Origin of the sequence: Massilia timonae, assembly GCF_001866515.1 — a bacterium.
In the GTDB taxonomy this organism is placed as follows: Bacteria; Pseudomonadota; Gammaproteobacteria; order Burkholderiales; family Burkholderiaceae_D; genus Telluria; species Telluria timonae.
The window spans coordinates 1304747-1331025 of the sequence record NZ_JRYB01000001.1; the positions used below are offsets into that span (position 1 = coordinate 1304747).

The 26279-nt window shown below is 69.6% G+C and carries 15 protein-coding genes; 7 read left to right on the top strand and 8 right to left on the bottom strand.

Going from position 1 to position 26279, the window contains the following annotated elements:
* Window positions 1-13 precede the first annotated feature (13 nt).
* From LO55_RS05735 to LO55_RS05745, 3 genes are all read right to left on the bottom strand, one after another.
* Entirely contained in the window at window positions 14-877 is an 864-nt protein-coding gene (locus LO55_RS05735; protein WP_071360766.1) for an outer envelope protein, read from the bottom strand.
* Between the two features lie 10 nt (window positions 878-887).
* Window positions 888-8990 carry a GH36-type glycosyl hydrolase domain-containing protein gene (locus tag LO55_RS05740; protein WP_071360767.1) on the bottom strand — a complete coding sequence of 2701 codons (8103 nt, stop codon included), beginning with the start codon at window positions 8988-8990 and terminating at the stop codon, window positions 888-890.
* A gap of 190 nt (window positions 8991-9180) precedes the next feature.
* Window positions 9181-10734, bottom strand: a complete 1554-nt coding sequence (locus tag LO55_RS05745) for an aminotransferase class V-fold PLP-dependent enzyme (protein WP_071360768.1) — start codon at window positions 10732-10734, stop codon at window positions 9181-9183.
* Window positions 10735-10886: 152 nt separating this feature from the next.
* On the opposite strand from LO55_RS05745, the gene LO55_RS05750 reads away from it, so the two are divergent.
* The 3 genes from LO55_RS05750 to LO55_RS05760 all read left to right on the top strand — a co-directional run bounded on the left by LO55_RS05750 (window position 10887) and on the right by LO55_RS05760 (window position 14444).
* Window positions 10887-11372: an Lrp/AsnC family transcriptional regulator gene (locus LO55_RS05750; protein ID WP_005663596.1), complete on the top strand. Its 486-nt coding sequence runs from the start codon at window positions 10887-10889 to the stop codon at window positions 11370-11372.
* Window positions 11373-11481: 109 nt separating this feature from the next.
* Window positions 11482-12618 carry a branched-chain amino acid ABC transporter substrate-binding protein gene (locus tag LO55_RS05755; RefSeq protein WP_071360769.1) on the top strand — a complete coding sequence of 379 codons (1137 nt, stop codon included), beginning with the start codon at window positions 11482-11484 and terminating at the stop codon, window positions 12616-12618.
* 17 nt (window positions 12619-12635) lie between these two features.
* Window positions 12636-14444: a DUF885 domain-containing protein gene (locus LO55_RS05760; protein WP_071360770.1), complete on the top strand. Its 1809-nt coding sequence runs from the start codon at window positions 12636-12638 to the stop codon at window positions 14442-14444.
* Window positions 14445-14523: 79 nt separating this feature from the next.
* Here the strand turns inward: LO55_RS05760 and LO55_RS05765 are convergent, their stop codons facing one another.
* The 4 genes from LO55_RS05765 to LO55_RS05780 are packed head-to-tail and all read right to left on the bottom strand — an operon-like array spanning window position 14524 to window position 19364.
* A complete protein-coding gene (locus tag LO55_RS05765) occupies window positions 14524-16215 on the bottom strand; it encodes a M14 family zinc carboxypeptidase (protein ID WP_071360771.1) in 1692 nt (563 codons plus the stop codon).
* Window positions 16216-16220: 5 nt separating this feature from the next.
* Complete coding sequence (locus tag LO55_RS05770; protein ID WP_005663601.1) at window positions 16221-17762, bottom strand: sensor histidine kinase; 1542 nt, start codon at window positions 17760-17762, stop codon at window positions 16221-16223.
* Window positions 17759-18709, bottom strand: coding sequence for a hypothetical protein (locus LO55_RS05775; protein ID WP_071360772.1), 951 nt, complete (start codon window positions 18707-18709; stop codon window positions 17759-17761). The genes LO55_RS05770 and LO55_RS05775 overlap by 4 nt, the downstream gene beginning before the upstream one ends.
* A 4-nt stretch (window positions 18710-18713) precedes the next feature.
* A complete protein-coding gene (locus LO55_RS05780) occupies window positions 18714-19364 on the bottom strand; it encodes a response regulator (RefSeq protein WP_005663603.1) in 651 nt (216 codons plus the stop codon).
* A 386-nt stretch (window positions 19365-19750) separates the two neighbouring features.
* Here LO55_RS05780 and LO55_RS05785 point away from each other — a divergent pair, with 386 nt between their 5' ends.
* The 4 genes from LO55_RS05785 (at window position 19751) to LO55_RS05800 (ending at window position 25430) form a co-directional block, all read left to right on the top strand.
* Entirely contained in the window at window positions 19751-20413 is a 663-nt protein-coding gene (locus tag LO55_RS05785) for an energy transducer TonB (RefSeq protein ID WP_071360773.1), read from the top strand.
* A 134-nt stretch (window positions 20414-20547) separates the two neighbouring features.
* Window positions 20548-22791 (top strand): M28 family peptidase, encoded by a 2244-nt coding sequence (locus LO55_RS05790; protein WP_071360774.1) that lies wholly within the window; start codon window positions 20548-20550, stop codon window positions 22789-22791.
* Window positions 22792-22862: 71 nt separating this feature from the next.
* A complete protein-coding gene (locus LO55_RS05795; protein WP_071360775.1) occupies window positions 22863-24488 on the top strand; it encodes a M28 family peptidase in 1626 nt (541 codons plus the stop codon).
* Between the two features lie 93 nt (window positions 24489-24581).
* Window positions 24582-25430: an alpha/beta fold hydrolase gene (locus LO55_RS05800; protein ID WP_071360776.1), complete on the top strand. Its 849-nt coding sequence runs from the start codon at window positions 24582-24584 to the stop codon at window positions 25428-25430.
* Between the two features lie 61 nt (window positions 25431-25491).
* Here LO55_RS05800 and sodC read toward each other — a convergent pair whose 3' ends face one another.
* A complete protein-coding gene (gene sodC, locus LO55_RS05805) occupies window positions 25492-26013 on the bottom strand; it encodes a superoxide dismutase family protein (RefSeq protein WP_005663610.1) in 522 nt (173 codons plus the stop codon).
* Window positions 26014-26279 lie beyond the last annotated feature (266 nt).

Consider the following 26279-nt stretch of genomic DNA (forward strand, 5'->3'; position numbering starts at 1 on the left):
TGCCGCAAGCGGCTCAGAAGTGGTATTCGGCGCGGATCATCGGCGTGCTGGCGCGCTGTCCGCGCCCGCCCGTCGTGGCGCGGGTATTGCCGAACTTGTTGTTCCAGAACTGGTATTCGAGGCCGACACGGAAGCGGTTCTTCTTCTGGCCGAAGTGGGCGCCGACGTCGTACATCAGCTGCATGTCGATATTGGTTTCGGCCCCGGTCGGGTTGCCGGTTTCGTCCAGCCCCTTCTCGGCGATGAAGTTGGCATAGCCCTCGAAGGCCCAGCGTTCGTTCAGCGGAATGCCCCAGCTGACGTTGAGCATCGGGTGGTTCTCGTACTTGTAGCGCCCGCGCACGTCGGAGATCGGGGCGAAGGCGCCGCTCGGCGCATTGCTTTCGCGGATCAGGAGGATGCTGGTGCTGAGGAAGCCCGGCACGTCCCACATCAGGGTCGGCCCGACCACCAGCATGCGCTTGAGCGAGTTGTAGCCGACGTCGCGCTTGGTGTTCAGGTCGAAGCCGGCGGTGAGCCCGACGCCCTTCACCTTCCCGAAGCGCAGCTCGCGCCCGCTCAGCGCGCCGATGTCGAGCGTGTGGCGATACAGCAGGTAGGCTTCCTCGGCGCCGGAACTGCCGCCGAGCGAGCGCGGATCGTTGCGGTCGGACTTGAGCCAATCCAGGTTGAAGTAGTTGCTGCCGTACTTGTAGCCGCTGGCGTGGGTCAGCGCCAGGACGTGCTTGTCGATGTGTTCCGGATTGAAGGGCTCGGCGAAGCGGCTGCCGTAGCGCCAGCTGATGGCGGTGTCGCTCCAGTCGAGCGCCTGCGCTGGACCGGCCGCGAACCCCGCGGCCAGCAGGCAGGCGCCGAGGGCGCGGGTGATGATGTTCATGATCTTGATCCTATGCTTCGGGCGCTCTCGGGTCGCGCGCAACCCGCAATTCTACCTTGTGGTCACGCCGGTCGTCGCGCAGCATGATGGTCCAATCCGGGCAGGGTTGGCCGTCCAGCAGCATTTCTTCGGGTCCTTCGGTGGCGCGCACCGTGATCTCGTAGAAGGCGCCGCGATGACGGTAGCGCAGGCTGAAGCCCTCCCAGCCCGGCGCCAGGCGCGGCCTCAATGTCAGCGCATCGCCGTGGCGCTCCAGGCCCAGCAGCGCTTCGACGAACAGCAACCAGGTCCACGCCGCCGCCGGCGTGACGACGCCACCGATGGCGCGGCCGGCATGCGGCGCGATCGTGCGCAGGCCGCCGCTCATCAGGTAGGGCGGTCCGTCGTCATGCGTCATCGGCTCGAGCATGCGCGCCAGCTGCCATGCGTGGCCGGCGTCGCCCAGCCGTGCGAGTCCGGCCGCGGCCCAGGCGGTGGCGCGGTGGTCCTGGCCGGGGCTCGACGGCACCCGTTCGCTCCATTCGCCATCCACCGGCGGATCGCAGCGCGGCACGGCGCCGCCCGTGCGCAGGCGCCGCACCGCCGCGCGCAGCGCCTGCGGGCCTTGCGCCGCCCCGGCCTCCAGCGCCCAGCACTGGGTCGACAGCTCGACGCGGCAGGCCGCATTGGCGATCGAGCCGAGGGCTGTGCTGCTGTCCAGCCAGGTCCAGCGATACCAGTCGCCGTCCCAGCCGTGTTCCTCGCACTGCGCGCCCAGCGCCAGCGCCGCGCCGCGGCAGGTGGTGGCGAAACCGAAGTCGCCGCGCCGGTCGGCCACCTCGGCGAAGCGCTGCAGCACGGCCGCCATGAAGAAGCCGAGGCGCACGCTCTCGACGCGACCGGCCACCCCTTCCTCATGCAGGCGCCCCGCCGCCGGCGGCAGGCCGCGCGGCCCGAAGCGCAGGCAACCGCGCAGGCCGTGCACGCAGTGCTGGTACAGATCGTCACGTTCCGACAGGCGCACGGCCAGCAGCGCATGGTCGTCCGTCACTGCGAGATAGCGCGTCAGCGCATAGGGCAGCCACAGGAAGTCCTCGACATGGGCCCCCGTCGTGAACGCGGGCGCGGCGCGCAGCAGGGCCTCGCGCAGCAGTTCGGGGCGGGCGTGGGCACAGGCCAGGGCCGACTGCAGGCGCAGCGCCGGGTCGCGCTCGCCCATCATGGCGCCGATCGCCTGCCAGGGCAGCCAGGCGTTGACGCGCAGGTCGAACCCGGGTTCCGGCGTGCATGCGGTGACGGCGCCGAGCGTGTGGTCCCACCAGTCGCGCAGGCGCTGCCATGCGGCGGCGGCGGCCTGCGCCGTGCCATGGCGCTGCACGACCGCGCTGGCGTCCAGGCTCCCGGGACCGGCCACGCCGAGCACGAAGACCAGTTCGCACTCGGCGCCCGGCGCCAACGTGACGCCGACCTGCAGCGCCGCGCACGGGTCGAAGCCGGCGCCGGCAATGCCCGACAACCCGGCGCGCCCCAACGCCGCCGGGCGTGCGATGGCCCCGGAACGGCCGATGAATTCCTGGCGGTCGCAGGTCACGGCGACCTGCTCGGCGTCGACGTGGAAGAACGCGACCTTGTCATGGAAACCCGCGCCGAAGACGTTGCGCGCCAACAGCGCGCCGCTGGCGAGGTCGCGTCCGGTCACCACCTGCAGACCGGGCGGCGCGTGGCGCTCGTCCAGCAGCCACTCCACATACCCCGTCGCGCTCAGGCGGCGCGGCGCATCGCTGTCGTTGCGCAGGCGCAGCACGCTGTACTTGAGCGGCGCGTCCTGGGCCACGAAGCAGCGCAACTCGGAATGGATGCCGTGGACAAGGTGTTCGAACACGCTGTAGCCGATGCCATGGCGCGTCGTGTACGTCTCTGATGACGGCGCCGGCCACGGCGTCGGCGACCAGACGTCGCCACTGTCCTCGTCGCGCAGGTAGAAGGCTTCGCCGCCCTGCGGCGCGACTTCGTCTTCTCCCCCTGCGGTCAGGCGCGTGGCGCGCTCGCCGCTCCAGCTGACGGCATGGCCGCGCTCCGAGACGATGCTGCCGAAGGCGTCGTTGGCCAGCAGGTTGATCCACGGCGCCGCAGGCGCGGCGATGCCGGCGCCGCTGCGCACCACGACCTCGCGGCCGTCCGGCAAGGCCTCGGTCGCGGGCGAAGGCGGATTCGCCGCGGTCCATGCCTGCGCCGGCGTGGCGGCGACGAACGGCGGCGCCGCCGCGCCGGCCGCGCGCTCGGCGCGGCGCAGCTGGTCGGCCAGGTCGCCGCGCTCCCCGGAGAGCAGCACGCTGGCGGCGGAGCGCAGCAGGATGCGGTCTTCATGCGGCACGTCTTCCTTCAGGTGCAGGTGCAGTCCGCCGGGCTGGTCGAAGCTGGACGGATCGACCAGCGGCGCCGCCAGGTGCATCAGGGCTTCGCGCGCCGCGCGGCTGTCGCACAGGACCAGCAAGTCGACCGCCAGGCCGTGGCCGCGCCAATAACCGTGGGCCTGCAGCAGCTGGCGCGCGAGGCCGGTGTCCGGCCCCTCGCCCAGTTGCAGCAACAGCAGCGGCAAGTCGCCCGTGACGCCATATGCCTGCAAGTCGGCCCGCCCGCGCAGATTGCGCGCGATGACGGCGGGATCGGCGCGCAGCGCCGGCGCGGGCTGCAGCAGGCAGCCAGCCAGGCGGTTGATCAGCTGGGCGTCGGCTTCGCCGATCTCGGCGCGGCGCAGCTCGGCCTGGGCCAGGGTCCAGGCGGCCTCGATCGCGTGGTCGACCTCGTGAGCGACCCCATAGCGCGCCGCCAGCTCGCGCGCCAGCGCGCGGCTGGAGGCGGCGCCGAGCACCAGGTCGACCGTGATCTCCTGCTGCGGCGCCAGGGTCACGCTGCGCCGCAGCGCCAGCAGCGCCTCGTCGGGCTCCGGGTCCAGGCCGGGCAGCGCGCCGCCCTGGCTCACCGCCTGCGGCCGGCACAGCTCATGGCCGCGCCCGATGAAGCGCGCGCGATTCGTTTCCACGCTCGGCTGCCCCGCCGTCTCGCGCACCGTCATGCGATGCACGAGCACGGGCGCGCTTGGTGCGGTCAAGCACAGCAGGCTGTCGGCGCTCGCGTCGAACTCGATGCGGATGCTGCTGCGGCCGCCTTCTTCCAGCGGCGGCCCGGCCAGCGCCACGCAGCCGGTCAGCTCCAGGGTGAGCGTCTCAGGCGCGCGATTGACGATGCGGATACGGCGCAGCTCGACGTCGTCGCCCGGGGCCACCACCGCGTCGGTGCGCATCTCGATGCCGTGGTCCACGCGGCGCAGGCTGGCCCGCCCTTCGGCCAGCACCGCCTCGACCTCGTCGGGCGCCGGCGCGCCGGGCAGCAGGACGTTGGCCCAGGTGGCGCCGGATGCCGTGTCGCGCACGTGAAGCGCCAGGCCGCTCTCGCCGGCCCCGACTCGCGTCAGTACGGTTCCCTCCCAGCAGCTGGCGCCGGCGCCCGCGCTGTCGACGACCACGTGATAGCGGCCGTTCGACAGCAGCTGGACTTCCGGCAGCGGCGAAGCGTCCGGCTTGAGCACGCGCGCGTAGGGGCGGGCCGCCGCGACGCCGTCGAGCGCCACGCCGGCATCGATGCGCAGGGGCGGCTCGGCGCCGGCCGCCGGCGCCGCCTCTTGCAGCAGGCCGAGCGCGGCGCGCAGTTCGGGATCGCGCGCGAAGCGGCGCTGCATCGGTTCGCCCTGCAGGTGGCGCGCCAGCGCCAGCAGGATCGTGGCCTGGTGGCGCGCGAGCTGGGCCCGCACCACCGCCTGGCGTTCGCCTTGCGGCAGGCGCGCTGGCGCATAATCGAGCGCCTCGTGGAAGCCGGTCTCGCCCAGCAGGCCCTGCTCCGCCATGCGGCGCAGGTTGGCCGCCGCCAGCGCTGGCGCCGCGCTGAGCGCCAGCGCCGCGCCATGGGGCGCGGCGACCAGGTCGTCGGCCGCCCTCCGCCGCAGGGCCGCGGCGTCGATGCCGAAGCGCCCGATGCGGTAGCGCGCCGCCGCGTCGACCGCGTTGCAGCCCGATTCCGTATAGCCCCACAGCAGCCCGCGGCCCTTGGCGTGGGCCGCCTGCAGGCGCGCCACAGCCCGGCCGGCGTCGTCCAGCAAGGTGTCGCGCCACGACGGCATCACGAGCTGCGGCGCCAGATAGTCCGCCAGCGCGCCCGCGCGCGACAGCAGCAGCGCGCCGGCCCCCGTCATGCGCAAGGGACGGCCGAGCGACCACCAGTGCTGCTGCGGCAGCTGGTCCTGGGCGACGGCGGCGAAGCTGGCCATGCGCGCCTCGGACGCCAGCAGGTCGCAGCTGTCGCCGTCCAGGCGCCCCCCGCGCCCCTCGCGCACGTGACAGCCCGTGGCCAGCAGGCCGGTGGACGGGTCGACCAGCGCGCCGAAATCCACGCGCGCCGCTTCCCGCGCCTGCGCGGCCAGGCGCGCGATGCTCTCCATGCGTTCGCGCGCGCAGTCGCGCCCCTGTGCGACCAGCTGGGCCAGGCCCTCGTTGTCGCCTGGCGGTTCGAGCGCGGCCAGCTCGCGCAAGGTCGGGATGCGGGTCAGGCCGGCATCGAGCACGTATTCCTGCGCCGCCCGGGTCCACGGCGTGAGCGCATGCAGGTCGTCCAGCTGCGCCGCGCACTGCCGCGCCAGGCGCGCCGTCCAGGCGCGCAGCGTGGGGTCGGCGGGGTTTGCTTTTTCCGGCAGGCCGGCGTCCAGCTCGGCCGCCCTGGCCGCGACCGTGCGCAGGCAGTCGGCCAGGCCCGGCAGGGTATCGGTGGCGCGGCAGCGGCCCGGCGCCAGCGCTTCGCCCAGCGCGTCCAGCGCCGGCAGCTGGCCGGGCGGCGCATGCTCGCGCACCACCAACAGCGTGACGCGGATGCCGTCCAGCGCGGCGGCGTCAACGATCGGCCGGTCGGGCAATTCATCGAGGCCGGCGGCGAAGGTGCGCAGCGCCAGCGCCAGGCCCCCGCTGGCCGCGGTGTCGACACGCGCCGGTTCGAGCGGAGCGAGCGTGACGCCGTCATACCATTGGAAGGGGTGGCCATGCCAGCGCTCCAGCAAGGCCATCGACGCCAGCGCCTGTTCGCTGCGCGCGAGCAGGCCGCCCAGCGGCAGATAGCCGAAGTCGCGCGCGCTCAGGGTCGCCAGCAGGGTCGAGCCCATGCCGGCGGGCGACATGCGCTCGTCGACGGTCGGTTCGGAATGGTCGAACACGGCTTCCGGCGCCAGGCCGTGCCGGCCCGCGCCGTGCTGTTCGAAGAAGGCCCAGCTGCGGCGCGCCAGCGTGCGCAGGAACAGCGTCTGCCCTTTCGCCAGGCGCATGCCGCGCCGCGCCGGCTGGCTGACCCACCAGGCCAGCACCGGCGACAAGAACCATACCAGCAGCAGCGGCGCGGTCGCGAACAGGGCGTAGGGGTTGGCGAAGGTCAGGAGCACCGCGACGCCGACCGCCAGCAACGGCGCGAACCACATCGTGCGCCAGTTGTTCTCCAGCGCGCTGCTGGGTCGCGCCAGCGCCGGAGGACGCAGCTCGAGCAGCTTGCGGCGGCTCACGTCGCGCCGCCACAGGCCGCGCACGACCGCGTCGGCGTCAAGCCAGGCCCGGTGCGGCAGGAAGGCCAGCGCCAGCGCGGCGCGCACCAGGGCCGTGCGCGCGCCGCGCGTCCAGGCGTCCAGGTGCTGGCGCAGCGGCGCATCGAGCGCGCGGCCGGCCAGCGTGGCCAGCATGTCGAGCAGCGCCGGCAGCCAGAGCGGCGCCAGGATGGCCACGGTCCAGAACACGGGCGCGGCCAGCAGGCTCCAGCACAACACGAGCAGCGCGATCGACGCCGGTGCGGCCAGGCTCCCGGCCAGCGCGTCGAACAGGCGCCGGCGCACCCGCGCGGCGCGCAGTCGCTCGGCGCCGCGTCCGAGGCGGCGCGCTTCCTGCCAGGCGGCGCGCAAGGCGCGATGGCGGCGCAGCGCGTGTTCGCCATAACTGCCCGGATGCGCGGCATCCAGCCGCAGGTCGCCCACGCGCGCGGCGCGCAGGCGGTCTTCCTCGACCGCGCCGGGTTGCGCCCGGCCCTCGTCGCGCAGCTCGAGACCCATCGCGCGGCGCCAGGCATCGACGTCATAGATCGCGGCCCAGCCGTGGCCACCGGCGGGCCACAGGCGCTGGTAGCGCACGGCGTCCCGGCCCGGCAAGGAGGTCGTGATTTGCGGCAGCAGCATGGCATGGCCTTCCAGCACCCGCCCCGCTTCGTCCTGCAGCGCCCGGTGCAGCGGGTGCGCCATCGCCGCCACCAGGCCGCGCGCGGCGTCGCGCGGCAGGCCGGTATCGGCGTCGAGCGCGATCACATAGCGCATCTCGGCCGCGGCGCCGAGATTGCCGGCCGCGTGCGCGAAGCGGTCGCGCACGCCGCACAGCCAGGCATTCAGGTCGGTCAGCTGGCCGCGCCGCCGTTCGCGGCCGATCCAGGCCTGCTGGTCTTCGCTCCAGGCGCGCGCACGCGCCAGCAGCATGAAGGGACCGTCTCGTTCGCCGCCGTGCTTGCGGTTGAGCGCCTCAATCGCAGCGCCCGCCTGGGCCAACAGGGCGGCGTCCAGAGGCAGCGTCGCTTCAGGCGCGTCGGGCAGGTCGAGCAGCAGGCAGAAGCGCAGGCGCGGATCGCGGTTGCCGAGGTAGCGCACTTCGAGGTCTTCGCACAGCGCCGCGAGCTGCGCGGCGTCGGCCGGCTGCGCCGACACGGCCACCAGCGTGCGTGCATCGTCAGGAATGCCGGCCGCCACGTCGATGCGCGGTGTGGCCTGGGGCCGCGCCAGCCAACGCCCGGCCATGCCCATCAGGGCGCGCGCCAGGGCGCCGGCAACCGGCAGCGCCAGGATGCCCATCAGGACCAGCAGCAGCGGCCCGGCCCCGCCCTGCCAGGCATGGACCAGGCCCGCGCCCGTAAACAGCAGGGCCAGCGCCGCCGTGGCGCCCGTCTGCATGCCGGGGGAAGCGCCCTGCAATGCGGCGCGAACGCGCGGCGCCCATCCGCGCCGTCCGCGCAGCCTGGCCTCGAGCGTCGCCAGGCCAGGGCCGGCCAGGTAGTGGCCCACGTGACGGATGCGCATATCGAGCCCGCCCTCGCCCGGCGCGCGATGGACGCCGGCCAGCGCGATCGCTTCTTGCGCCACCGCGGCTTCGCTCACGCCGAGGGAATGCGCCAGGCGCGCGACCGTGTGGCGGTAGCGGTCGCGCGTGGCGCCGTCCATGCGCGCATAACTGCCGTCAGGATCGTCGCGCAGCAGCGCATCGACCACGCCCAGGCGCTCGGCGAAGGCGCGCCAGTCGACGCCGCCCAGCGCGCGCAGGCTGGCCAGGGCGTTGCCGGCGGCGACGGCTTCCTGCGCCTGGCTGCTCCTCTCGTCCTGCGTCAGCCCGGCGATGCTGCCCTGGCCATCGGCCAGGCGCGCATCGATCCAGTCCAGTACCTGGGCCAGCGGCGCGCCGCGACCCTGCAGGCGGCGCGCCAGTTCGACGATGAAAGCGCCGTTGTCCGCGTCTGCGCTGCGCGCCATGTCGGCGAACAGCAGCACCAGGTCGCCCGGGCGGGCCTCGGCGGTGTCGAGGAAGCGCGCGGCCCAGGCGGCGGCGCGCTCGCGGCCGGCGCAGGCATGCGCGGCGCGCGCGGCCAGCGCGGCCAGCCGGTCGATCAGCGCGAGACGCAGCAGCGCGGGCAGCGCATCGAGTTCGGCGACGCGCAACGGCGCGCCTTCCTGGCCCGCGGCGAGGACGCGCGCCAGTTCTTCGATGTCGACCACGCCGTCGGCGCGCGCCACCGCATCGAGCGCCAGGCCCCAGACGCGCGCGGCGCCGTCCTGGGCGGCGACCTGCCGCGATTGCGCGCGCGCCAGCCGCAGCTGGGTGTCGAGCAGGTGGTAGCCGTCGAGCAGGCGCGCGCCGGCGGGAGGCAGGTCGATCCCGGCGCGCACGGCGCGGTCGAGCATTTCGCAGGAACGAGCGATGCCCTCCGCATTCGCGGCCGGCAGCGGCACGGAGGCGGCGGCGGCGGCGCCATGTGGCGCATGCTGCCCCGCGGGCATCTTGTCGTTCTCAACTTTCAACGGGAACCTCGGGACGGAGGCGTGCGCGGCGGACCGCCGGAGGACGGGACACCCTAAGGCAATCAGGGCAAGAAACCAGACAAACGATGCTGGGCGCGCACGGCTGACTCCATGCTAGGGAAAGGTACGAAAAGTTACCGTGCGCTGGCGTACACACCGCCTGCCGAGCCGGCAGGCGGCCGGGGAATCGTCAGACGGCGAGCGCGAAACCGCCGGCCAGCGAGCAGGCGCGCGGATGGCCCAGGGCGCGCAGGGTGCGCGCGGCGCGGGCGCTGCGTGCGCCGCTGCGGCACACGAACAGCAAGGGGCGGGCCTCGGCGCCCAGCCAGGCGGCGGCATGTTCCTTCACGCTCGCCAGCGGCACGTTGAGCGCCGTGCGGCCGTGCAGTTCCACCTGGCCGGCGACGCTGTGCTCGCGCGCATCGCGCACGTCGACCACGATGGCGTCGGGATGCGCCGCCAGCCAGCCGCGGGCCGCGACGGCGTCGAGCTCCATGCCGGCGTCCATGCCGGCGTCCAGCGCGGCGTCAGGCGGCGCCGCATCGGGCGCCGCCGCCGGCGCCGGCGGCATTGCCAGCGCCGCCCCGCAGCGCGCGATGCGTTCGCAGGCCAGCGCCAGCACGGCGTCGTCCAGCAGCGGCCCGATCGACAGGCGCACCGCCGACGCGCTGCGCCAGGCCGGCAAGCCCATCGCGTCGAGCACATGGCTCGGCGCCGCCTTCGATGCGGCGCAGGCCGAGCCGGCGCTGACGCGCATGCCGGCGGCATCGAACAGGTCGAGCAGCTCGGCGCTGGCGACGCCCGGGATCGAGAAATTGAGCGTGGTCGGCAAGGTGTGCGCCAGCGGCGCGTTGAACACGATGCCGGGAAAGGCGCGGGTCAAGGCCTCGGCCAGGCGCGCGCGGCAGGCTTGCAGCGCCTCGGTGGCATGGAAGGTGTCGCCGCGCTCCAGCGCTTCCAGCACCGCCCCCAGCGCCGCGATGCCGGCCATGTTCTCGGTGCCCGAGCGCCCATTGTCTTCCTGGCCGCCGCCGCAGATCAGCGGCGTGAACGGCGCGCCTTCGCGCACGTACAGCATGCCGATGCCCTTCGGCGCATGCAGCTTGTGGCCCGAGAACGGCGCGTAGTCGATGCGGCTGGCGTCCAGGTTCAAGGGCAGCTTGCCGAGCGCCTGCACGCAGTCGACCATCCACAGCGCCGGGCTGGCCGTTTCGATCAGCGCCGCCGCGATGCCGTCCAGGTCGGACACCACGCCGGTCTCGTTGTTGGCGGCCATGGTGCAGACAAAGGCGAGGCGCGGCGCCAGCGCGCGCAGCACGTCCAGGCGATGGCGGCCGTCGGCGTCGACCGGCAGCACGCGCAGTTCGAGGCCCGTGCCCAGCAGCCGGTTCCAGTGCGCCAGGCTTTCGGACACCGCCTTGTGCTCGGTGGCGCCAATCAGCACCACGTCTCCGCATGCTTCGCCGCGCGCGCGCCGTTCGCGCACCGCGCACAGCGCCGACAGCGCCGCGGTCTGAATCCCTTCGGTGGCGCCGCTGTTGAACATCAGCCGTCCGTTCGGGGCGCCCAGCACTCGCCGTGCGCAGGCGCGCGCGCCCTCGCGCAGCGCCCGGGCGCGCAGGCCGCTCGCATGGCTGCTGCTCGGATTACCGAAGCACTCCTGCAGCGCGGCCATGGCGGCAGCGGCGGCGGCAGGCAGCACCGGCGAAGTCGCGTTGGCGTCGAGATAGATTTCGGTGATCATGGATTAGCTGCCAAAGACATAAAAAAAGGTGTCGCACAACACGTTATTGTCCAGTAATATGGTACGGAATTACGCCAATCGAAACGTCCCAAATTTCTCGATTTGTGGGCTGTTAATAGAATAATTATTCTTATAAACACGCTTTACGGAATATGAACTCACTCGACAAGTTTGATTGTGCGATTCTCGCCGCCTTGCAGGCGGATGCAACCCTTTCCATCTCGGGTCTGAGCGAAAAGGTCGGCCTTTCCAGCACGCCCTGCTGGAAACGCGTCAAGCGCCTCGAAGAAGAAGGCTATATCGAAAGCCGCGTCAGCATCGTCAACCGCGAAAAGGTCGGCCTGCCGGTCACCGTGTTCGTCAGCATCAAGACCACCGAGCACGACGAGAAATGGCTGGCGCGCTTCGCCGCCGCCGTGGTCGCCCTGCCCGAAGTGCTGGAATTCCATCGCATGAGCGGCGACGTCGACTACCTGCTCAAGGTCGTCACCACCGACATCGCCGGCTACGACCGCTTCTATAAAAAGCTGATCAAGGCCGCGCGCCTGACCGGCGTGTCGTCCGCGTTTTCGATGGAACAGATCAAGTCCACCACCGCCCTGCCGCTCGAGCTGATCTCGCACGGCGTGCCGGCCTGAGGTCGCTCCGAATCCTTACGCCGGGTCTTTACGCTGTCGCTTAACGCTTTCGCCGGCCGTGCGAATCGTGCGATGATGGCGGCCGTTGACATCAACGGAGACCAAGGGAATGCGATCGAAAATTAGGATGGCGCCGCTGGCGCTGGCGGCGTTAATAGCGTTGATCGGCACTCAGGCAACCGCCGCGGAGCAAATCGTGAAGATCGGCGTGAGCGGCCCGCTGTCGGGTTCCAACGCCTTCGCCGGCAAAGACAATGAGAACGGCGTGCGCCTCGCCATCGAGGAACTCAACGCGCAGAAGATCCAGGTGGGCGGCAATGTGCTGCGCTTCGTGCTGCAGTCCGAAGACGATGCGGGCGACCCGAAACAGGGCGTGACGGTGGCCCAGAAATTCGCCGATTCCGGCGTCAAGTACGTGCTCGGCCCGTACAACTCGGGCGTGGCGATTCCCGCTTCGCGCGTCTACAACGACAACGGCATCCTGATGTCGACCGTCGGCACCAATCCCAAGATCACGGCCGCCGGCTACCAGACGGTGTTCCGCATCGTGGCCAGCGACACCCAGGTGGGCGCCTCGGTCGCCGGCTATGCCGCCAAGGAGCTCAAGGTCAAGAACGTCGGCGTGATCGACGACCGCACCGCGTTCGGCCAGGGCATCGCGATGGAGTTCAAGCGCCAGGCGCAAAAGGCCGGCATCAAGGTCGCGGGCCACGAATTCACCAACGACAAGGCGAGCGACTTCGCCGCCATCCTGACCTCGCTGCGCGCCAAGAAGGTGGACGCGATCTTCTTCGGCGGCTACGCTCCGCAAGGCGCCCCGATGGCGCGCCAGATGAAGCAGTTGGGCCTGAACGTGCCGCTGCTTGGCGGCGACACCCTGTGCAGCCCAGAGATGGCCCGGCTGGGCGGCGAGGCGGTCGGCGAGAACGTGCGCTGCGCGCAGGCCGGCGCCATCGTCGCCAAGCAGCCGGGCGGCCCGGCCTTCCTGGCCAGCTACAAGAAGCGCTTCGGCCGCGATCCGGACGTCTACGCGCCGTCGTTCTACGACCAGACCAGGTTCATCGCCCAGGCGATCCAGCAGGCGAAGTCGGTCGACGCCAAGCAGGTCGGCGCCGCGATGCACGCGATCAGCTACCAGGGCGTGGTCGGCGCTTACGGCTACGACGCCAAGGGCAACCTCAAGAAGACGGCGGTGACGGTGTACACCTTCAAGAACGGCGCGTTGACGCCACTGGCCAGCTACTGACCCAACAAGGAAAAAAAATGAGAGAGAACTTCAGGCTCGGCGCGCTGGCGATTGGCGCCCTGCTCGCCTGCGCATCCGTCCAGGCCGCGCCGGCGCCCGACACCGCGCCCGCCAAGCAGAAGGTCGCCACGACCGAAGCCGGCAAGGCGATCAACAAGCTGGTCGACGAATACTACGAGGCCTATGCCCGCTTCGAGCCGGTGTGGGCGACCGAGAGCGGCGACGGCCGCTTCTTCGACCAGCTCGGCCTGTCGATCGCGCCGAAGAACCGCGACGCGCAGTTTGCGCTGTACCGCGGCTACCTGAAGCGCCTGGCATCGATCCCGCGCGAGCGCCTGAATGCGCACGAGCAGGCCAGCTACGACATCGTCAAGTTCGAGCTCGAGACCGCGCTGCGCCTGGGCGCCTTCCCCGAGCACCTGCTGCCGATGGACCAGATGTTCAATATGCCGGCCTTCATCGCGAACTACGCCGGCGGCGAAGGCGCGCAGCCGTTCGCCACGCCGAAGGACTATCGCAATTACCTGAACCGCCTCGACCAGATGGTCGCCTACATCGACCAGTCGATCGCGAACATGCGCGAAGGCGTCAAGCGCGGCATCGTGCATCCGCGCCAGCCGATCCAGTCGCTGCTGCCGCAGCTCAAGCAGCTGCAGGCCAAGAGCGCGGAAGCCAGCATCTTCTACACCCCGATCAAGAAGCTGCCGGAAGGCTTCTCGGCCGCCGACAAGCGCAACCTGCTTGATGCCTATCGCACGACGATCGGCAAGCTCAATCCGGCCCTGGATCGCCTGGCCAGCTATGTCGAGAAGGACTACCTGCCGAAGACCCGCACCACGGCCGGCTGGAACGCGCTGCCGAACGGCGCCGAGTGGTACAAGGCGCGCGTGGCGGCGATGACCACCACCGCCATGACGCCCGAGCAGATCCACGCGATCGGCCTGAAGGAAGTGGCGCGCATCCAGGGCGAATACGGCAAGATCGGGCCGAAGATGGGCTACGACGGCCCGGCCGCCGGCCTGCCGAAGTGGGTGTCCGAGCAACCGAAGTACAAGCCGTTCACCACGGACCAGCAGGTGATCGAGGTGTTCCAGAAGCTGGACACGCAAGTGCGCGCCAAGCTGCCGGCCCTGTTCACCCTGATGCCGAAGGCGCCGCTGGAAGTGCGGCTGGAGCCGGAACTGACGCGCGAGACCGCATCGGACCATTATTCGGCGCCGGCGGCGGACGGCTCGCGTCCGGGCGTGTTCTGGTCGGTCGTGAACGACCCGACCAAGTACGGCCGCACCGGTATGGTCACCCTGTACCTGCATGAAGGCCAGCCGGGCCACCACTTCCACATCGCCCTGCTGCAGGAACTGGGCCTGCCGAACTTCCGCAAGTTCGGCGGCAACACCGCCTTCACCGAAGGCTGGGCGCTGTATGCCGAGACCCTGGGCAAGGAGATGGGCCTGTTCGAGAAACCGGAAGACTATTTCGGCCACCTGAACGACGAGATGCTGCGCGCCGCGCGCCTGGTGGTCGACACCGGCATGCACAGCAAGGGCTGGAGCCGCGACCAGGCGATCAAGTACTTCCGCGACACGCTGGGTTACTCGGAGCTGGAAGCGCGCGCCCAGATCGAGCGCTATATGGTGATGCCGGGCCAGGCGCTGGCGTACAAGATCGGTTCGCTGAAGATCATGGAACTGCGCCAGCGTGCGCAGGCGGCGCTGGGCGACAAGTTCAGCCTGCCGAAATTCCACGAGGTCGTGCTGGACGAAGGCACCTTGCCGCTGGCGGTGCTGGAGGCGAAGGTCGATCGCTGGATCGCGGCGTCGAAGTAAGACGCGGACCGTAGGGTGGACGGGAGACCCGTCCACGCCACGCGATTCACGTGTCAGCGATGCGATCGCGATTCCGCAGTTAGCGCATGATCATGAAGACCGGATAGCGGTTCCACTCCGGCTCGCGATAACGCGCGCAGTTGGCGTAGATGAAGTCGAGCACCGCTTCCTGGCTGCTCAACAAGCCGGGATTGGCAGCCTTCCACTCGGCGAACTTCGCCGCCAGCTCGGGCTCCTCCGCCAGCAGTTTCTCCGCCTCGTCCTCGAACACATAATCCGAGTAATGCTCCTTCTTCTCCAGCACGCTGTTGAAGAAGCCCCAGCGGAAGAAGCTGTCGTGGGCCAGCGGCTCGAGCGTCTCGACCGCGTAGCGCGCCCGGTCCTGGTCCAGCGGCACGATGTAGTCGCCGGCGCGCAGCAAGACCTGGCCGACGCGGCGGTCCAGCGCCACCTCGTCATGGAATAGATGGCCTTCGTAGGCCGACGGGCGCGAGGTCACCGACTGAATCTGGTAGTACGTCACTTCCTGCAGGCGATCCGCTTCGATCCTCTCCATGCGCACGCCATTCCACTCCAGGCGTTCGATCGCCTCGCGCCACTGCTGCGGCACCACATAGGCTTGCGGCGCCGGCACCGCGACATCGACCGGGAAGCTGTTGTAATAAGCGATGTCGCGCTCCCACGGGCTGCTGCGGTCGTAGTACAGGCGGGTGTAGTCGCCGATGACGCTCTTCTTGTACCTGGCTTCGTAACCCTTGAAGCGGAAGCTCGCCGGATTGGCTTCGTCCATCTTCCAGCGCACCGGCCACGCGTCTTGCTTGCGGCCTTCCTCGCGCGCCGCGCGGCGCAGCGCCTGGATGCGGTCGGCGTTCTTGACGGTGAACTCGAGCGCCACTTCGACCAGCGCCACCATCGACTCGTAGCGGTCCTTGAACGGCTTGAGCATGTGCGTCTCGGGCATGAAGCCGATCGTGTGGTGCAGCGCCGCGTAGCCGGTCGAGAAGCGCGCCGTCTCGAGGAATTCGGCGATGCCGTGGTCCGGGCTGTCCTTGACCGGGTTCACGTAGGGGCAGGTCGGCCAGCCGCGCGCATCCATGCCGGCATACATCGCCGGCAGCATCTCGGCGCGCAGGAATTCGCCCAGCCCGCCGCCCAGCTTGTCGGCCTGGGTGTGGATCAGGGTCATCGTGTAGCTGTAGTCGGCGCCGTTGGAGGTGTGGGTGTCGACCATCACGTCCGGATCCCAGCGCATGAACAGTTGATTGAACGTGCGCGCTGTCAGGGTGTCGCACTTGACGAAGTCGCGGTTCAGGTCGAGGTGGCGGCTGTTGCCGCGAAAGCCGAACTGCTCCGGGCCGTCCTGGTTCACGCGCGAGGTGTCGGCGCGGTTGAAGCTGCCGTCCACGTTGTACAGCGGGACGAACAGGAACACGGTCTTGCCCAGCGCACCCAGACGCCCAGGCTCGACGCAGAAGTCGCGCACGATCGCCATGCAGCCGTCGACGCCTTCCGGCTCGCCCGGGTGGATGCCGTTGTTGTTGAAGAAGACCGGACGGCCGGCGCGCTTGATCGCATCGACGTCGAACACGCCGTCGCTGCTGACCACGCCCGCATGGATCGGCACGCCCGCATCCGACACGCCCACTTTCTCGAAGCGCAGCACCGAAGGGTAACGGCGCGCGAGGTCTTCGTACCAGGCGATGCATTCGCCCCAGGTGGTGGTCTGGTTCAGGTTGCCCTTCTCGTAGGGCGTCAGCAATTCAGTGGACATGGATCTTATCGTTGTGAGGTGGATGCTTCGGAAATCGTCGCCGGCACGCTTGGCGCCTGGGCCGGCAGGTTGAGCGGCAACGCGATCGCGACGTCGGTGCCTTCGCCCGGGCTCGAACGCACCTCGATCGTGCCGTGCAGCGCATAGGCGCGCTCGCGCATGCCGATGATGCCGATGCCTTCCGAGGCGCTGGCGGTGTCGAAGCCGGCGCCGTCGTCGACCACGCGGATGCGCAGCATGCCCTTGCCTTCGTCCAGCAGCAGGCTGACGTGGGCCGAGCGCGCGGCGGCGTGCTTCATCACGTTGGACAGGGCTTCCTGCACGATGCGGTAGGCGGAAATCGCCAGCTCGTTCGACAGGCGCGCGAAGTCGCCCTCGCTGTGCAGGTCGAAGCGGCAGCCGGACGTGGTGTCGTAGTGGCGCACCATCTCTTCCACCGCGCCGTGCAGGCCCAGCATGTCGAGCACCTCGGGACGCAGGCGGCGCACCAGGCGCCGGCCGTTGGCGTACAGGTCGAGCGCCAGCTTGGTGATGGCCTCGGACTTGCGGCGGATCTCGTCGACTTCGGGCCCTGGCGGCGCCTTGGCCGCCAGCAGGCCGATCGACTGCGCTTCCAGCCGCGCCGCGATCAGGGAAGCATTCAGCTCGTCGTGGATCTCGACCGCGATGCTCTTGCGCTCGTCCTCGATGATCTCGTTGACCTTCTGGATCAGCTTGCGCTTGTCGGCGTCGGCGCGCAGCGCCTCGTTGCGCGAGGCCAGCAGGTCGCGCGTGCGCTCGGCCACCTTGTTCTCGAGGTCGCGCTTGGATTCTTCCAGCGCCAGCGACATCTCGCCGATCGAGGCCTGCAGCTCGCCGATCTCGCCGCCGGTGGTGACCGGCGGATGCACACGGAAGTTGCCGCCCCGGATCTGGCGCAAGGTGCCGATCGCCTCGCGCAGCGGCACGATCAGCGAGCGCGCCAGCACCCAGGCCAGGATGCCGCTTGCGGCCAGCGCCAGCGCCGCCATCGACAGCTCGATCTGGAAGCGGTCGGTCTGCTTGGCCATCATGTTCGCCGGCGACATCGTCACCCGCACCCAGCCGACGACTTCGGTGGTGAGCGTGGGCGGGCGCGAATCGCTCGATGCCGACACGTGCGGCGTGCCGTTGTCCGAGAACAGGTTGATCCACACCACCTGCTTGCGGATCGGCGCCTCGTAGAAATGGGCCTGGGCGTCGCTGGCCGAATCGGACACCACGCGCACCGCGGCGCGCCCGCTGCCGTCGATCACGTCGACCTTGTAGATGCTGCGGTCGGACTGCACCAGGCCGTTGATGGTCAGGCGCAGGTCGGACAGGTTGCCCGAGATGACGTTGTATTCGGACGTCTCGGCCAGCGCGCGCGCCAGGATGCGTCCGCGCTCGGCCAGCTCCTCGGCCACCTGGGCGCGGTGCGCATACCAGGAATACCAGACGAAGGAGGTGAACAGCAGGATCACCGGCAGCATGGTGATGACGGCCATGCGCCGTCCGACACCCCAGCCGCGCCAGAAACGCAGGTTCATTGCAGCGCCGGCGCGCGCCGCGCGAAGTTGCGGGCGGCGTCGGTCACGCGCAGGTCGAGCGAACTGGCCACCCCTTCGTTGATGATGGTGCGGAAGTAGCGCGGGAACTGCGGCGGATCGAGTTCGCCGGTGCGCACGAAGTCGGCGGCCAGCTCGGCCACCTGGGCGTTGATCTCCTCGATCTCGGAATACGTGGTGGCCAGCGCGCCGACCTTGACCATGTCGGCCGAGAAGCCGATCACGCCCTGCTTGCGGCGGTAGGTCGAGAGCAGGATGTTGCGCACGTTCTCGGCGTTGTAGATGTCGCTGTCGGGCAGCGCCAGCAGGGTCTCGGCGCGCGTCATGCTGTTGAGTGTGTGATTCAGGTCGTCGCCCGGCGCGTACATCTGGATCTCGGTCGCGTCGTGCAGCGCCGGCTTGAGGAAGGCGGTGTCGGGGCCGAGCAGCACGCCGACCCGCACCGGGCGGCCGTACAGCAGTTCGGCCAGGCGCATCTGGTCGTTCGGCGCCGGCTCGGCATAGATCGCGGTCATGGCCATGCGGCGCGGCTTGGGCAGGCGCGCGGTGAGCGTGCGCCACACCTGGCTCGAGGTATAGGCCGAGATCACCACGCAATCGCAGCGGCGCGACAGCGCGTCGCGCAGCGCGGTCGGGCCGATCGCCACGTACAGCATGCGGCGCTTCTGCGCCAGCTCGGTGCGGAAGGCCGCGAAGGTGGGCACCAGGCGCTTGTACAGGTCGTCGGCGATCCGGTGGGTGACGGCGCTGTCGTCGCCGGTCAGGATCTGGAAGCGGTAGCCCTGCGCTTCTTCGCGTTCGCGCTCCGCCTGCTGGGCGGCGTGGACGCTGCCGGCCGCCAGCGCCAGCATGAAGGCAAGGGCCAGCAGCGGCGCCAGCGCGGGGGCGCGCCTGCGCTGGTGGGGCATGCGGCGCGGGAGGATGGCCATCGCGTCAGGGCTCGATCAGGCCGTGCTTGACCGCCAGCAGGGTGATGCTGGCCTGGCGGTGCACGCCCAGCTTTTCCTTGATCGACTGGCTGATGTTGCTGATGGTCTTGGTCGACAGGTCGAGCCGCTCCGCGATCTCGGCATTGGTCATGCCCTCGGCCATCAGCTTGAAGATTTCGAGTCCGCGCTCGTCGAGCTGCGACTGCGGCGTGACTTCGCCGCGCACTGCCATGCTGGCCAGGCGCGACGCGATATGCGGCAGGAAGTACAGCTTGCCCTCGTGGGCGTGGCGCACGGCGGTGGCCAGGTCGGCCGGGTCGCAATCCTTGGTGACGAAGGCGTGGGCGCCGAGGCGGTAGGTTTCCTTGATCAGGCTGTCCTGGTCAAACTGACTCAGGAAGACGATCTTGGCCGCCGGGTCGGACTTGAGGATGGCCTGGGCCGCGTCCATGCCGGTCAGCTCGGTGCCGAAGCGCATGTCGAGCACGGCGACGTCGGGGTGCTCGGCGGCGTACAGCGCGGTCGCCTCGCTCGGGGTCTTGGCCTGCCCCACCACCTGCATGCCCGCCGCTTCCAGCGACATGGCGAAACCGGTCATGACGATCGGGTGATCATCCGCGAGCATGACGCGGATGGGTTTGTTCTGTTCTGCCAATTTGATTCTCCTGGCGCGTGGCCGGTGTGCGTTGCCAGTGTCTGGCGTTGCGTTGGCCGGGCGAAAAGCCACGGCACAGTTGGGAATTATTTCATACAACGGGCGGGGAAGCGAATGGAAAGGCGGGGAGATTTTGTGCGCTCCGGTCCGTATTTTTGGGGCGCTTCCTTTCGCTGGACGCGTGGATGGCGAAGTCGTCCACCCTACGGATGGGCTTGCTTGGTACGTTGTCGCACACACAACCAGAAACAAATTTACTAGATTATGGATTTGCAAATTGCTATGACATAGCATATATTGATTCCAACGAGCTGTAGATATGCATTCTTCCAAGGTAGTAAACTTGGCCATCCCGAGGGGTCCCAGGACGAATAAAGGAGGTTGCCATGCATTTTTCTGACATCAATCAAGGCGCCGGCGGCAAGGCCGGCAAATTCGCCCTGGTGGCCGGCCTGCACGTGCTGGTGGCGATGGGCGTCATCAGCACGATGAACGCCAAGTCGATCTCGCTGCCCGCCATGCTCGAAGACAAGCTGGTGTGGATCCAGCCCGAGGTTCCTCCACCTGCCCCGCCGCCGGAGCCACCGAAACCCGTCGCCAAGGCCGCACCGCCCGACATCGTGGTGCCGGAGGTGGAAGTCGAGGTGCCTGCGCCGCCGCTCGAGCAGGTGATGGAGGCAAGCACGGAGCCAGCGCCCGAACCGGCCCAGCAAACCCAGTCCGAGGCTCCGCCGCAGCCCGCCGCCGCGCCGTCGTCAAACAGCGGCCAGATGCGCAGCGCCGTGCTGGCCGACGCCAACGGCTGCGCCAAACCAGACTATCCGGTGCGCGCTGCGCGCAATGGCGAGACCGGGACCGTGACCCTGGCGCTGCTGGTCGGGGCCGATGGCCGGGTGCAGGACTCGCGCATCCAGTCTTCCAGCGGCTCGCGTGAACTCGATCGCGCCGCCGTGCACGCCCTGAGCCTGTGCAAATTCCAGCCGGCGATGAACGGCGGCACAGCCGAAGCCGGATGGGCGCAGCTCGCCTACGTCTGGACACTCGAGTAAGCCCCTTTTCCTCTTGCAGCCCGCCCCTCTTCATCCGGCGGGCTTTTTTTCGCCCGGCTTTTTCGTTCCTTTGACAGGTGCATAGACGCCTGCGCGGGCGACATCCGCTCACAACAACAATGGAGAGAGAACACATGGATGCAACGAGCGCAGCAATACCGGCGATACGTCTCACCGGGTTCATGCACGCCCTTGCCGGCTGCCTGGGACTGGCCGTCCTGGTCATCCTGGGCTGGATGGCGTTGACGCGACAGGCACCGCCCGAGCCGAAGGCGGAGATCGCGGCCGGCAGCTGGAACGCCCGCGTGCAGGAGCACATGCGGGTGCTCGCGGCCAGGCCGCGTTCGATCGCGACCGAAGGCAATGCCCAGGCGCGCGCATACCTGGCGGCGCAGCTGCGGGCGATGGGCCTGGCGCCGGCAGTGCAGCGCGCCACGGTGCGCAAGTCGGTCGTCTACTACTTCGGCGCCATCCACAACACGGTCGGCGTCGTCCATAACGTCGTCGCCAGGATTCCCGGCAGCGCGCCGGATGCTGGCCGCCGCCCGGCGCTGCTGCTCACCGCGCACTACGACAGCGGCAACGCTGGGCGCGATGCCGCGCGCGGCGCCGCCACCATGGCGGCCCTGCTCGAAACGGCGCGCTTCTTGCGCACCGCGCCGCCCGCCAACGACGTCGTGCTGCTGTTCGCCGACGGCCACCACGTCGGCGCGCTGGGCGCCAAGGGCTTCGTCGAACAGCATCCGCTGGCCCCGAACATCGGCCTGGCGCTCAAGTTCGATCCTGCCGGCGACGGGGGCCTGCGCATGGTCGAGACCAGCGGCGCGGGCGGCGCCGCGCTGTCCGGCTGGATGCGCGCCGCGCCCGAGCTGCGTGGCTCCTCGCTCGAGACGACGTTGGCGCGCATGCTGAACGACGCGCCGCACATCGGTCCGCTGGCGGCGCTCGATACGCCGGTGCTGCTGTTCGCCGGCGGCGAAGCCGATCCGCGGCAGCTGGGCGACGCGATGCTGCGCCTGGCGCGAGCCTACGGCGACACGCCGCTCGAGCGCGGGGCGCAGACGGCCGCCGCCTATTTTTCGCTGCCCGTCGTGGGCCTGGTGCAGCACGCGGCGTGGCTCGCCTGGGCGCCGACGATCCTGTCCTGCCTGATGCTGGGCTTCGCCTGGCGCCGCCTGTTCGGCGCGGACGGCGCGGTCGAGGCGGCGCAAGGCGTGTTCGGCGTGTGCTTCCTGCTGCTCGTGGTGCGCGTCGGCAGCTGGACCTGGCGCGAAGAGGTGGCCGCCGCCGGCCTCGCGGGCGAGCAGCGCCTGCCGCTGATGGTGTTGGTCGTGGCAAGCTGCGTCTTCGTCGCCGGGCTGTATCTGTTCCGGCGCAGCGTCGGCGCCGCGGCGATGGTGCTCGGCGCGCTGGCCTGGCCCGCGCTGACGCTGCTGCTGGTCGTCTTCTTCTTGCCCGGCGCCGCCTACGTGCTGGCCTGGCCGCTGGCGGCGGCGCTCGCCGCCTTCCTGGTATTGCAGTCGCGCTGGGGTCAGCGCCAGGCCTTCGCCCCGCGCCTCCTGGTGCTGGTGGCCGGGCTGGCGCCGGCCGCCGCGCTGTTTCCGTCTGCGCTGCGCGATGCCTGGCTGCTGCTCGCGCCGCACCACATGTACCTGCCGCCGATGCTGATGGCGCTGCCGATGCTGTGCTTCGCTTGCCTGCTGCTGGTGCTGCGCATGGCGCCGGCCGTCGCCGCCGCGCTGGCGCTGCTGGCCGCAAGCTGCTTCGCCCTGCCGGGACAGGCGGCGCCGCGCATCGCGCTGCCGTCCACATCCGATGGCCTCGAACGCCTGGTCTACTACAAGGACGCGAATACCTGGCGCGCTTACTGGCTGCTGCCGGAGCAACCGCTCGACGACTGGCGCCACCAGTTGTTCCCCGGCCGCCAGCCGACCATCTTCGTCGAAGTCTTCGGCTGGAACAGCCCGCGCCAGTGGTATGCCGAGGCGCCGCGCGAGGACGCGATCGCCTTCCCGGAATGCTTCGCCCTGCTCAACACCGTCGGCAAGGTGCGGCGCGGCACGTTCACTGTGCGTTCAAAAAACCGCGCGCCGCACATCGAGCTGCGCATGTCGGGCGCCAAGGCGCTGCGCTCGCGGCTCGACGGCGTGCCGCTCACGTCGAAGGAGGCGCCGTGGATGCTGTCGCTGTACGGGATGGAAGACCGGATGCTGCACTTCGAGATCGAGAGCGCGCCGGACGAGATTTTCGCGATCACGGTGCAGGAGCGCATGCCCGGCGTGCCGCGGCATCTGCTACCGTCGCGCGAGCAAGGCGCCCCGTATTTACGGGAACAATCGGGAATGACGATGTCGACCGATATCCTGCGATTTTATTGAGAACTTGTCATAGAATGTTCCGCGCACGCCACGAACGTGCCCTTCCCGATCAACTCAAGTCGCAGGATTTTATGTACAAGATCGTCTCTTCCCTCGTCCTCACCGCCCTCGCCGGCAGCCTGGCGCTGGCCTATCCGGCCTATGCCCAGAACGTGCAAAACGTCCAGGAAGCGCCGCTGCGCGCGCACCTGGCCCACCTGTCGTCCGACGCCATGGAAGGCCGCGGCACCGGCCAGCGCGGCGGCGAGCTGACCGTCGCCTACCTCGAGGCGCAGGCGAAGGCCGCCGGCCTGAAGCCGGCCAACGGCAGCAGCTTCCGCCAGGCGGTCAAGATCGCCGGCGTGCGTTCGCTGCCGGCCAAGAGCGACATCGCGATCACCGCCGGCGGCAAGGCGCTGCCGCTGCAGTTCGGCGCTGACTGGGTCTGGGGCCCGGGCGACGGCAAGGCCGACCACAAGCTGGACGCGGACCTGGTCTTCGTCGGCTACGGCACCGTGGCGCCGGAAGAAGGCGGCTGGAACGACTTCAAGGGCATGAACCTGAAGGGCAAGGTGCTGGTGATGATGGTGAACGATCCGCTGCCGACCGCGGCGGAGCCGAACCGCTTCAACGGCGAAGGCCTGACCTACTACGGCCGCTGGACCTATAAATTCGAGGAAGCGGCGCGCCAGGGCGCAGCCGGCGCCATCCTGATCCACACCGACAAGTCGGCCTCGTACGGCTGGAGCGTGGTGCAGAACAGCTGGGCCAACGCCGAGCGCTTCCAGCTCACCGAAGGCAAGGTCGGCACCGGCCTGCAGGGCTGGATGACCGATGACACCGCGCGCAAGGTGTTCGCCGCCGCCGGCCAGGACCTCGATAAACTGCGCGCCGCGGCCGAAGACAAGAACTTCAAGCCGGTGACGCTGAAGGCCCGCCTGAAGGGCACGGCCCGCGCAGAGGTACGCAAGCTCGAAGAGTTCAACGTGGCCGGCATCGTGCCCGGCACCGATCCGAAACTCAAGGACGAAGTGGTGATCTACACCGCCCACTGGGACCACATGGGCAAGCAGGGCACCCAGGGCGACACCATCTTCAACGGCGCGGTCGACAACGCCTCGGGCACCGGCGCGCTGCTGGCGATGGCGGAGCAAGCCGTCAAGCACCCGGCCAAGCGCAGCCAGATGTTCCTATGGGTGGCCGCCGAAGAGCAAGGCCTGCTGGGCAGCGCCGCCTACGTCGCCAAGCCGCTGTGGCCGATCGCGAAGACCGCCGCCAACCTGAACCTGGACAGCCTGAACTGGGTGGGCCTGGTGAAGGACGTCAGCGTGCCGGGCAGCGAGCGCACCGAACTGGGCGCGATGGCGGCAGCCACCGCCCAGGCGATGGGTTTGACCGTCGCGCCAGCGAAACCTGACCTGGCCGGCGGCTACTTCCGCAGCGACCACTTCAGCTTCGCCAAGGCCGGCGTGCCGGCGTTCTCGGTGGGCGCCGGCCGCAGCTGGGTAAAGGACGTCGAAGCCAACAACGCCAAGGCCGCGACCTACCGCGACAAGTACCACCAGGCGTCGGACGAATACGATCCGAACTGGGACCTGTCGGGCATGGTGCAGCAGGCGCAGTACACGCTGAACCTGGGCCGCGCAGTGGCCGACGCGCCGAAGATGCCGGCGTGGAAGGAAGGCGATCCGTTCGGTAAGGCGCGCGCTGCCAAGTAAGAAATCAGGCAAGCGCTCGACATGAACGCGCCGGAGGACCACACTAGGTCCACCGGCGCGTTTTTTTTGGCCGACCTTTTTTGAGAGCGAACGATGCGCGAAGAAGACCTGGTGCTCGGCGACGGCCGCACGCTGCACTTCTACGACCTGGCGCCGCCCGGCGAGCAGGAGCTTGTCGTGTTCTGGCACCACGGCACGCCAAACATCGGCCGCCCGCCCGAGCCGCTGTTCGCCCTCGCGGCGCAGCTGGGCATGCGCTGGATCGGCTACGACCGCCCGGCTTATGGCGGCTCGTCGGAACGCAGCGGGCGGGACGTCGCTTCGGCGGCCTTCGACGTCGAGCGCATCGCCGACCGGCTGGGCGTCAGGCGCTTCGCGGTGATGGGGCATTCGGGTGGCGGGCCGCATGCGCTGGCTTGCGCCGCCCTGCTGCCCGAGCGGGTGGTGGGTGCGGTCAGCATCGCGGGCCTGGCGCCGCCCGATGCGCAGGGACTCGACTGGTTCAGGGGGATGGGCGCATACGGGGCGGCGGGGCTGCGCGCGGCGGCGCAGGGGCGCGCGGTCAAGGGACATCACGAGGCGCTCGGGCTCGCGTTCGACCGCGAGATGTTCACGCTTGAAGACTGGGACGCGCTGGCGGGGTCGTGGTCATGGTTCGACAGCGTGGTGGGACCGGCGGTGGCCAAGGGACCTGACGGCGCGATCGACGACGATATCGCCTATGTGACGCCGTGGGGATTCGATTGTTCGCACATCGCCTGTCCGGTGCTGTTCGTGCATGGGGTCCAGGATCGCGTGGTGCCGGCGTCGCATAGCGAATGGCTGGCGCGTCACTGCCGTTGGGCCGAGCTGTGGCGGCAGCCGGGCGATGGGCATATCTCGATGATGAACTACGCCGCGTCGAGCCTGGTGTGGCTGCGCGGGCAGTTGCGGGCGGACTGACCGACCTTGCGGCGGATGGCGCGCCGTGGGCCGCCATCCGTTTTCTGCTGCGAGTCGTGGCTTACTGGATCACGCCGCAAGCCATGCGGCCGCCTCCGCCACCCAGCGGCGCCGGGTGATCGGAGTGGTTGTCGCCGCCGACGTGGACCATCAGGGCCTTGCCCTTGATATCCGACATCTTCAGGCGCGGGGCCAGGACCGGGTTGGTGGCCATGCCCTTTGCATCCACCGTCAGCGCCGGCAGATCGCCCAGGTGGCCGTCGCCCCATGGAGTGCCGTGCTTGCCGGTCTTGGCAGGATCGAGGTGGCCGCCCGCGGCGCCGGCCGGGACGGTCTTGCCGTCGGCCTGGTTCGGCGCGCAGCTGCCGTTGGCGTGGATGTGGAAGCCGTGCAGGCCCGGGGTCAGGTCCTTGAGGTCGGGCGTGAGCACCACGCCGTACTTGGTTTCGCTGAGCTTCACGGTGCCCACGGTGGCGCCATCGCCTTTTTCGGTGGCCAGCTTGAGGGTCACGGTATTGTCGGCGGCACTGGCGGCAGCGCATACGGCGCTCAGCAGGACGGCGCTCATCCATCGCATTTTCATTGTTTGCTCCTTCAAAGATATCTACAGGATAGTAAAAAGCCAATTCAGTGTAGACCAATCCCATGCATTGGGGCGTCCTGCTGACTTGGGTTTTACTGGCGACAGCGGTTCTGTTCGGGTTCATTCAGTGCTGTCGGGATACATGAGTTACGTGGGGCCACGGTGATCGGATGCAATCGAATACGATTCGCCGACGCGCAAGTGCGCACGTTTGAGGAGGGGCAGATTGGCGCATCCACCGCTGGCTAAGCTGACCAGCAACGCCA

Bases quoted from the DNA above. Each gene is read 5' to 3' on its own strand.
- LO55_RS05735 (WP_071360766.1), bottom strand. From the start codon at position 877: ATGAACATCATCACCCGCGCCCTCGGCGCCTGCCTGCTGGCCGCGGGG.
- LO55_RS05745 (WP_071360768.1), bottom strand. From the start codon at position 10,734: ATGATCACCGAAATCTATCTCGACGCCAACGCGACTTCGCCGGTGCTG.
- LO55_RS05750 (WP_005663596.1), top strand. From the start codon at position 10,887: ATGAACTCACTCGACAAGTTTGATTGTGCGATTCTCGCCGCCTTGCAG.
- LO55_RS05755 (WP_071360769.1), top strand. From the start codon at position 11,482: ATGCGATCGAAAATTAGGATGGCGCCGCTGGCGCTGGCGGCGTTAATA.
- LO55_RS05760 (WP_071360770.1), top strand. From the start codon at position 12,636: ATGAGAGAGAACTTCAGGCTCGGCGCGCTGGCGATTGGCGCCCTGCTC.
- LO55_RS05765 (WP_071360771.1), bottom strand. From the start codon at position 16,215: ATGTCCACTGAATTGCTGACGCCCTACGAGAAGGGCAACCTGAACCAG.
- LO55_RS05770 (WP_005663601.1), bottom strand. From the start codon at position 17,762: ATGAACCTGCGTTTCTGGCGCGGCTGGGGTGTCGGACGGCGCATGGCC.
- LO55_RS05775 (WP_071360772.1), bottom strand. From the start codon at position 18,709: ATGGCCATCCTCCCGCGCCGCATGCCCCACCAGCGCAGGCGCGCCCCC.
- LO55_RS05785 (WP_071360773.1), top strand. From the start codon at position 19,751: ATGCATTTTTCTGACATCAATCAAGGCGCCGGCGGCAAGGCCGGCAAA.
- LO55_RS05790 (WP_071360774.1), top strand. From the start codon at position 20,548: ATGGATGCAACGAGCGCAGCAATACCGGCGATACGTCTCACCGGGTTC.
- LO55_RS05795 (WP_071360775.1), top strand. From the start codon at position 22,863: ATGTACAAGATCGTCTCTTCCCTCGTCCTCACCGCCCTCGCCGGCAGC.
- LO55_RS05800 (WP_071360776.1), top strand. From the start codon at position 24,582: ATGCGCGAAGAAGACCTGGTGCTCGGCGACGGCCGCACGCTGCACTTC.
- sodC (WP_005663610.1), bottom strand. From the start codon at position 26,013: ATGAAAATGCGATGGATGAGCGCCGTCCTGCTGAGCGCCGTATGCGCT.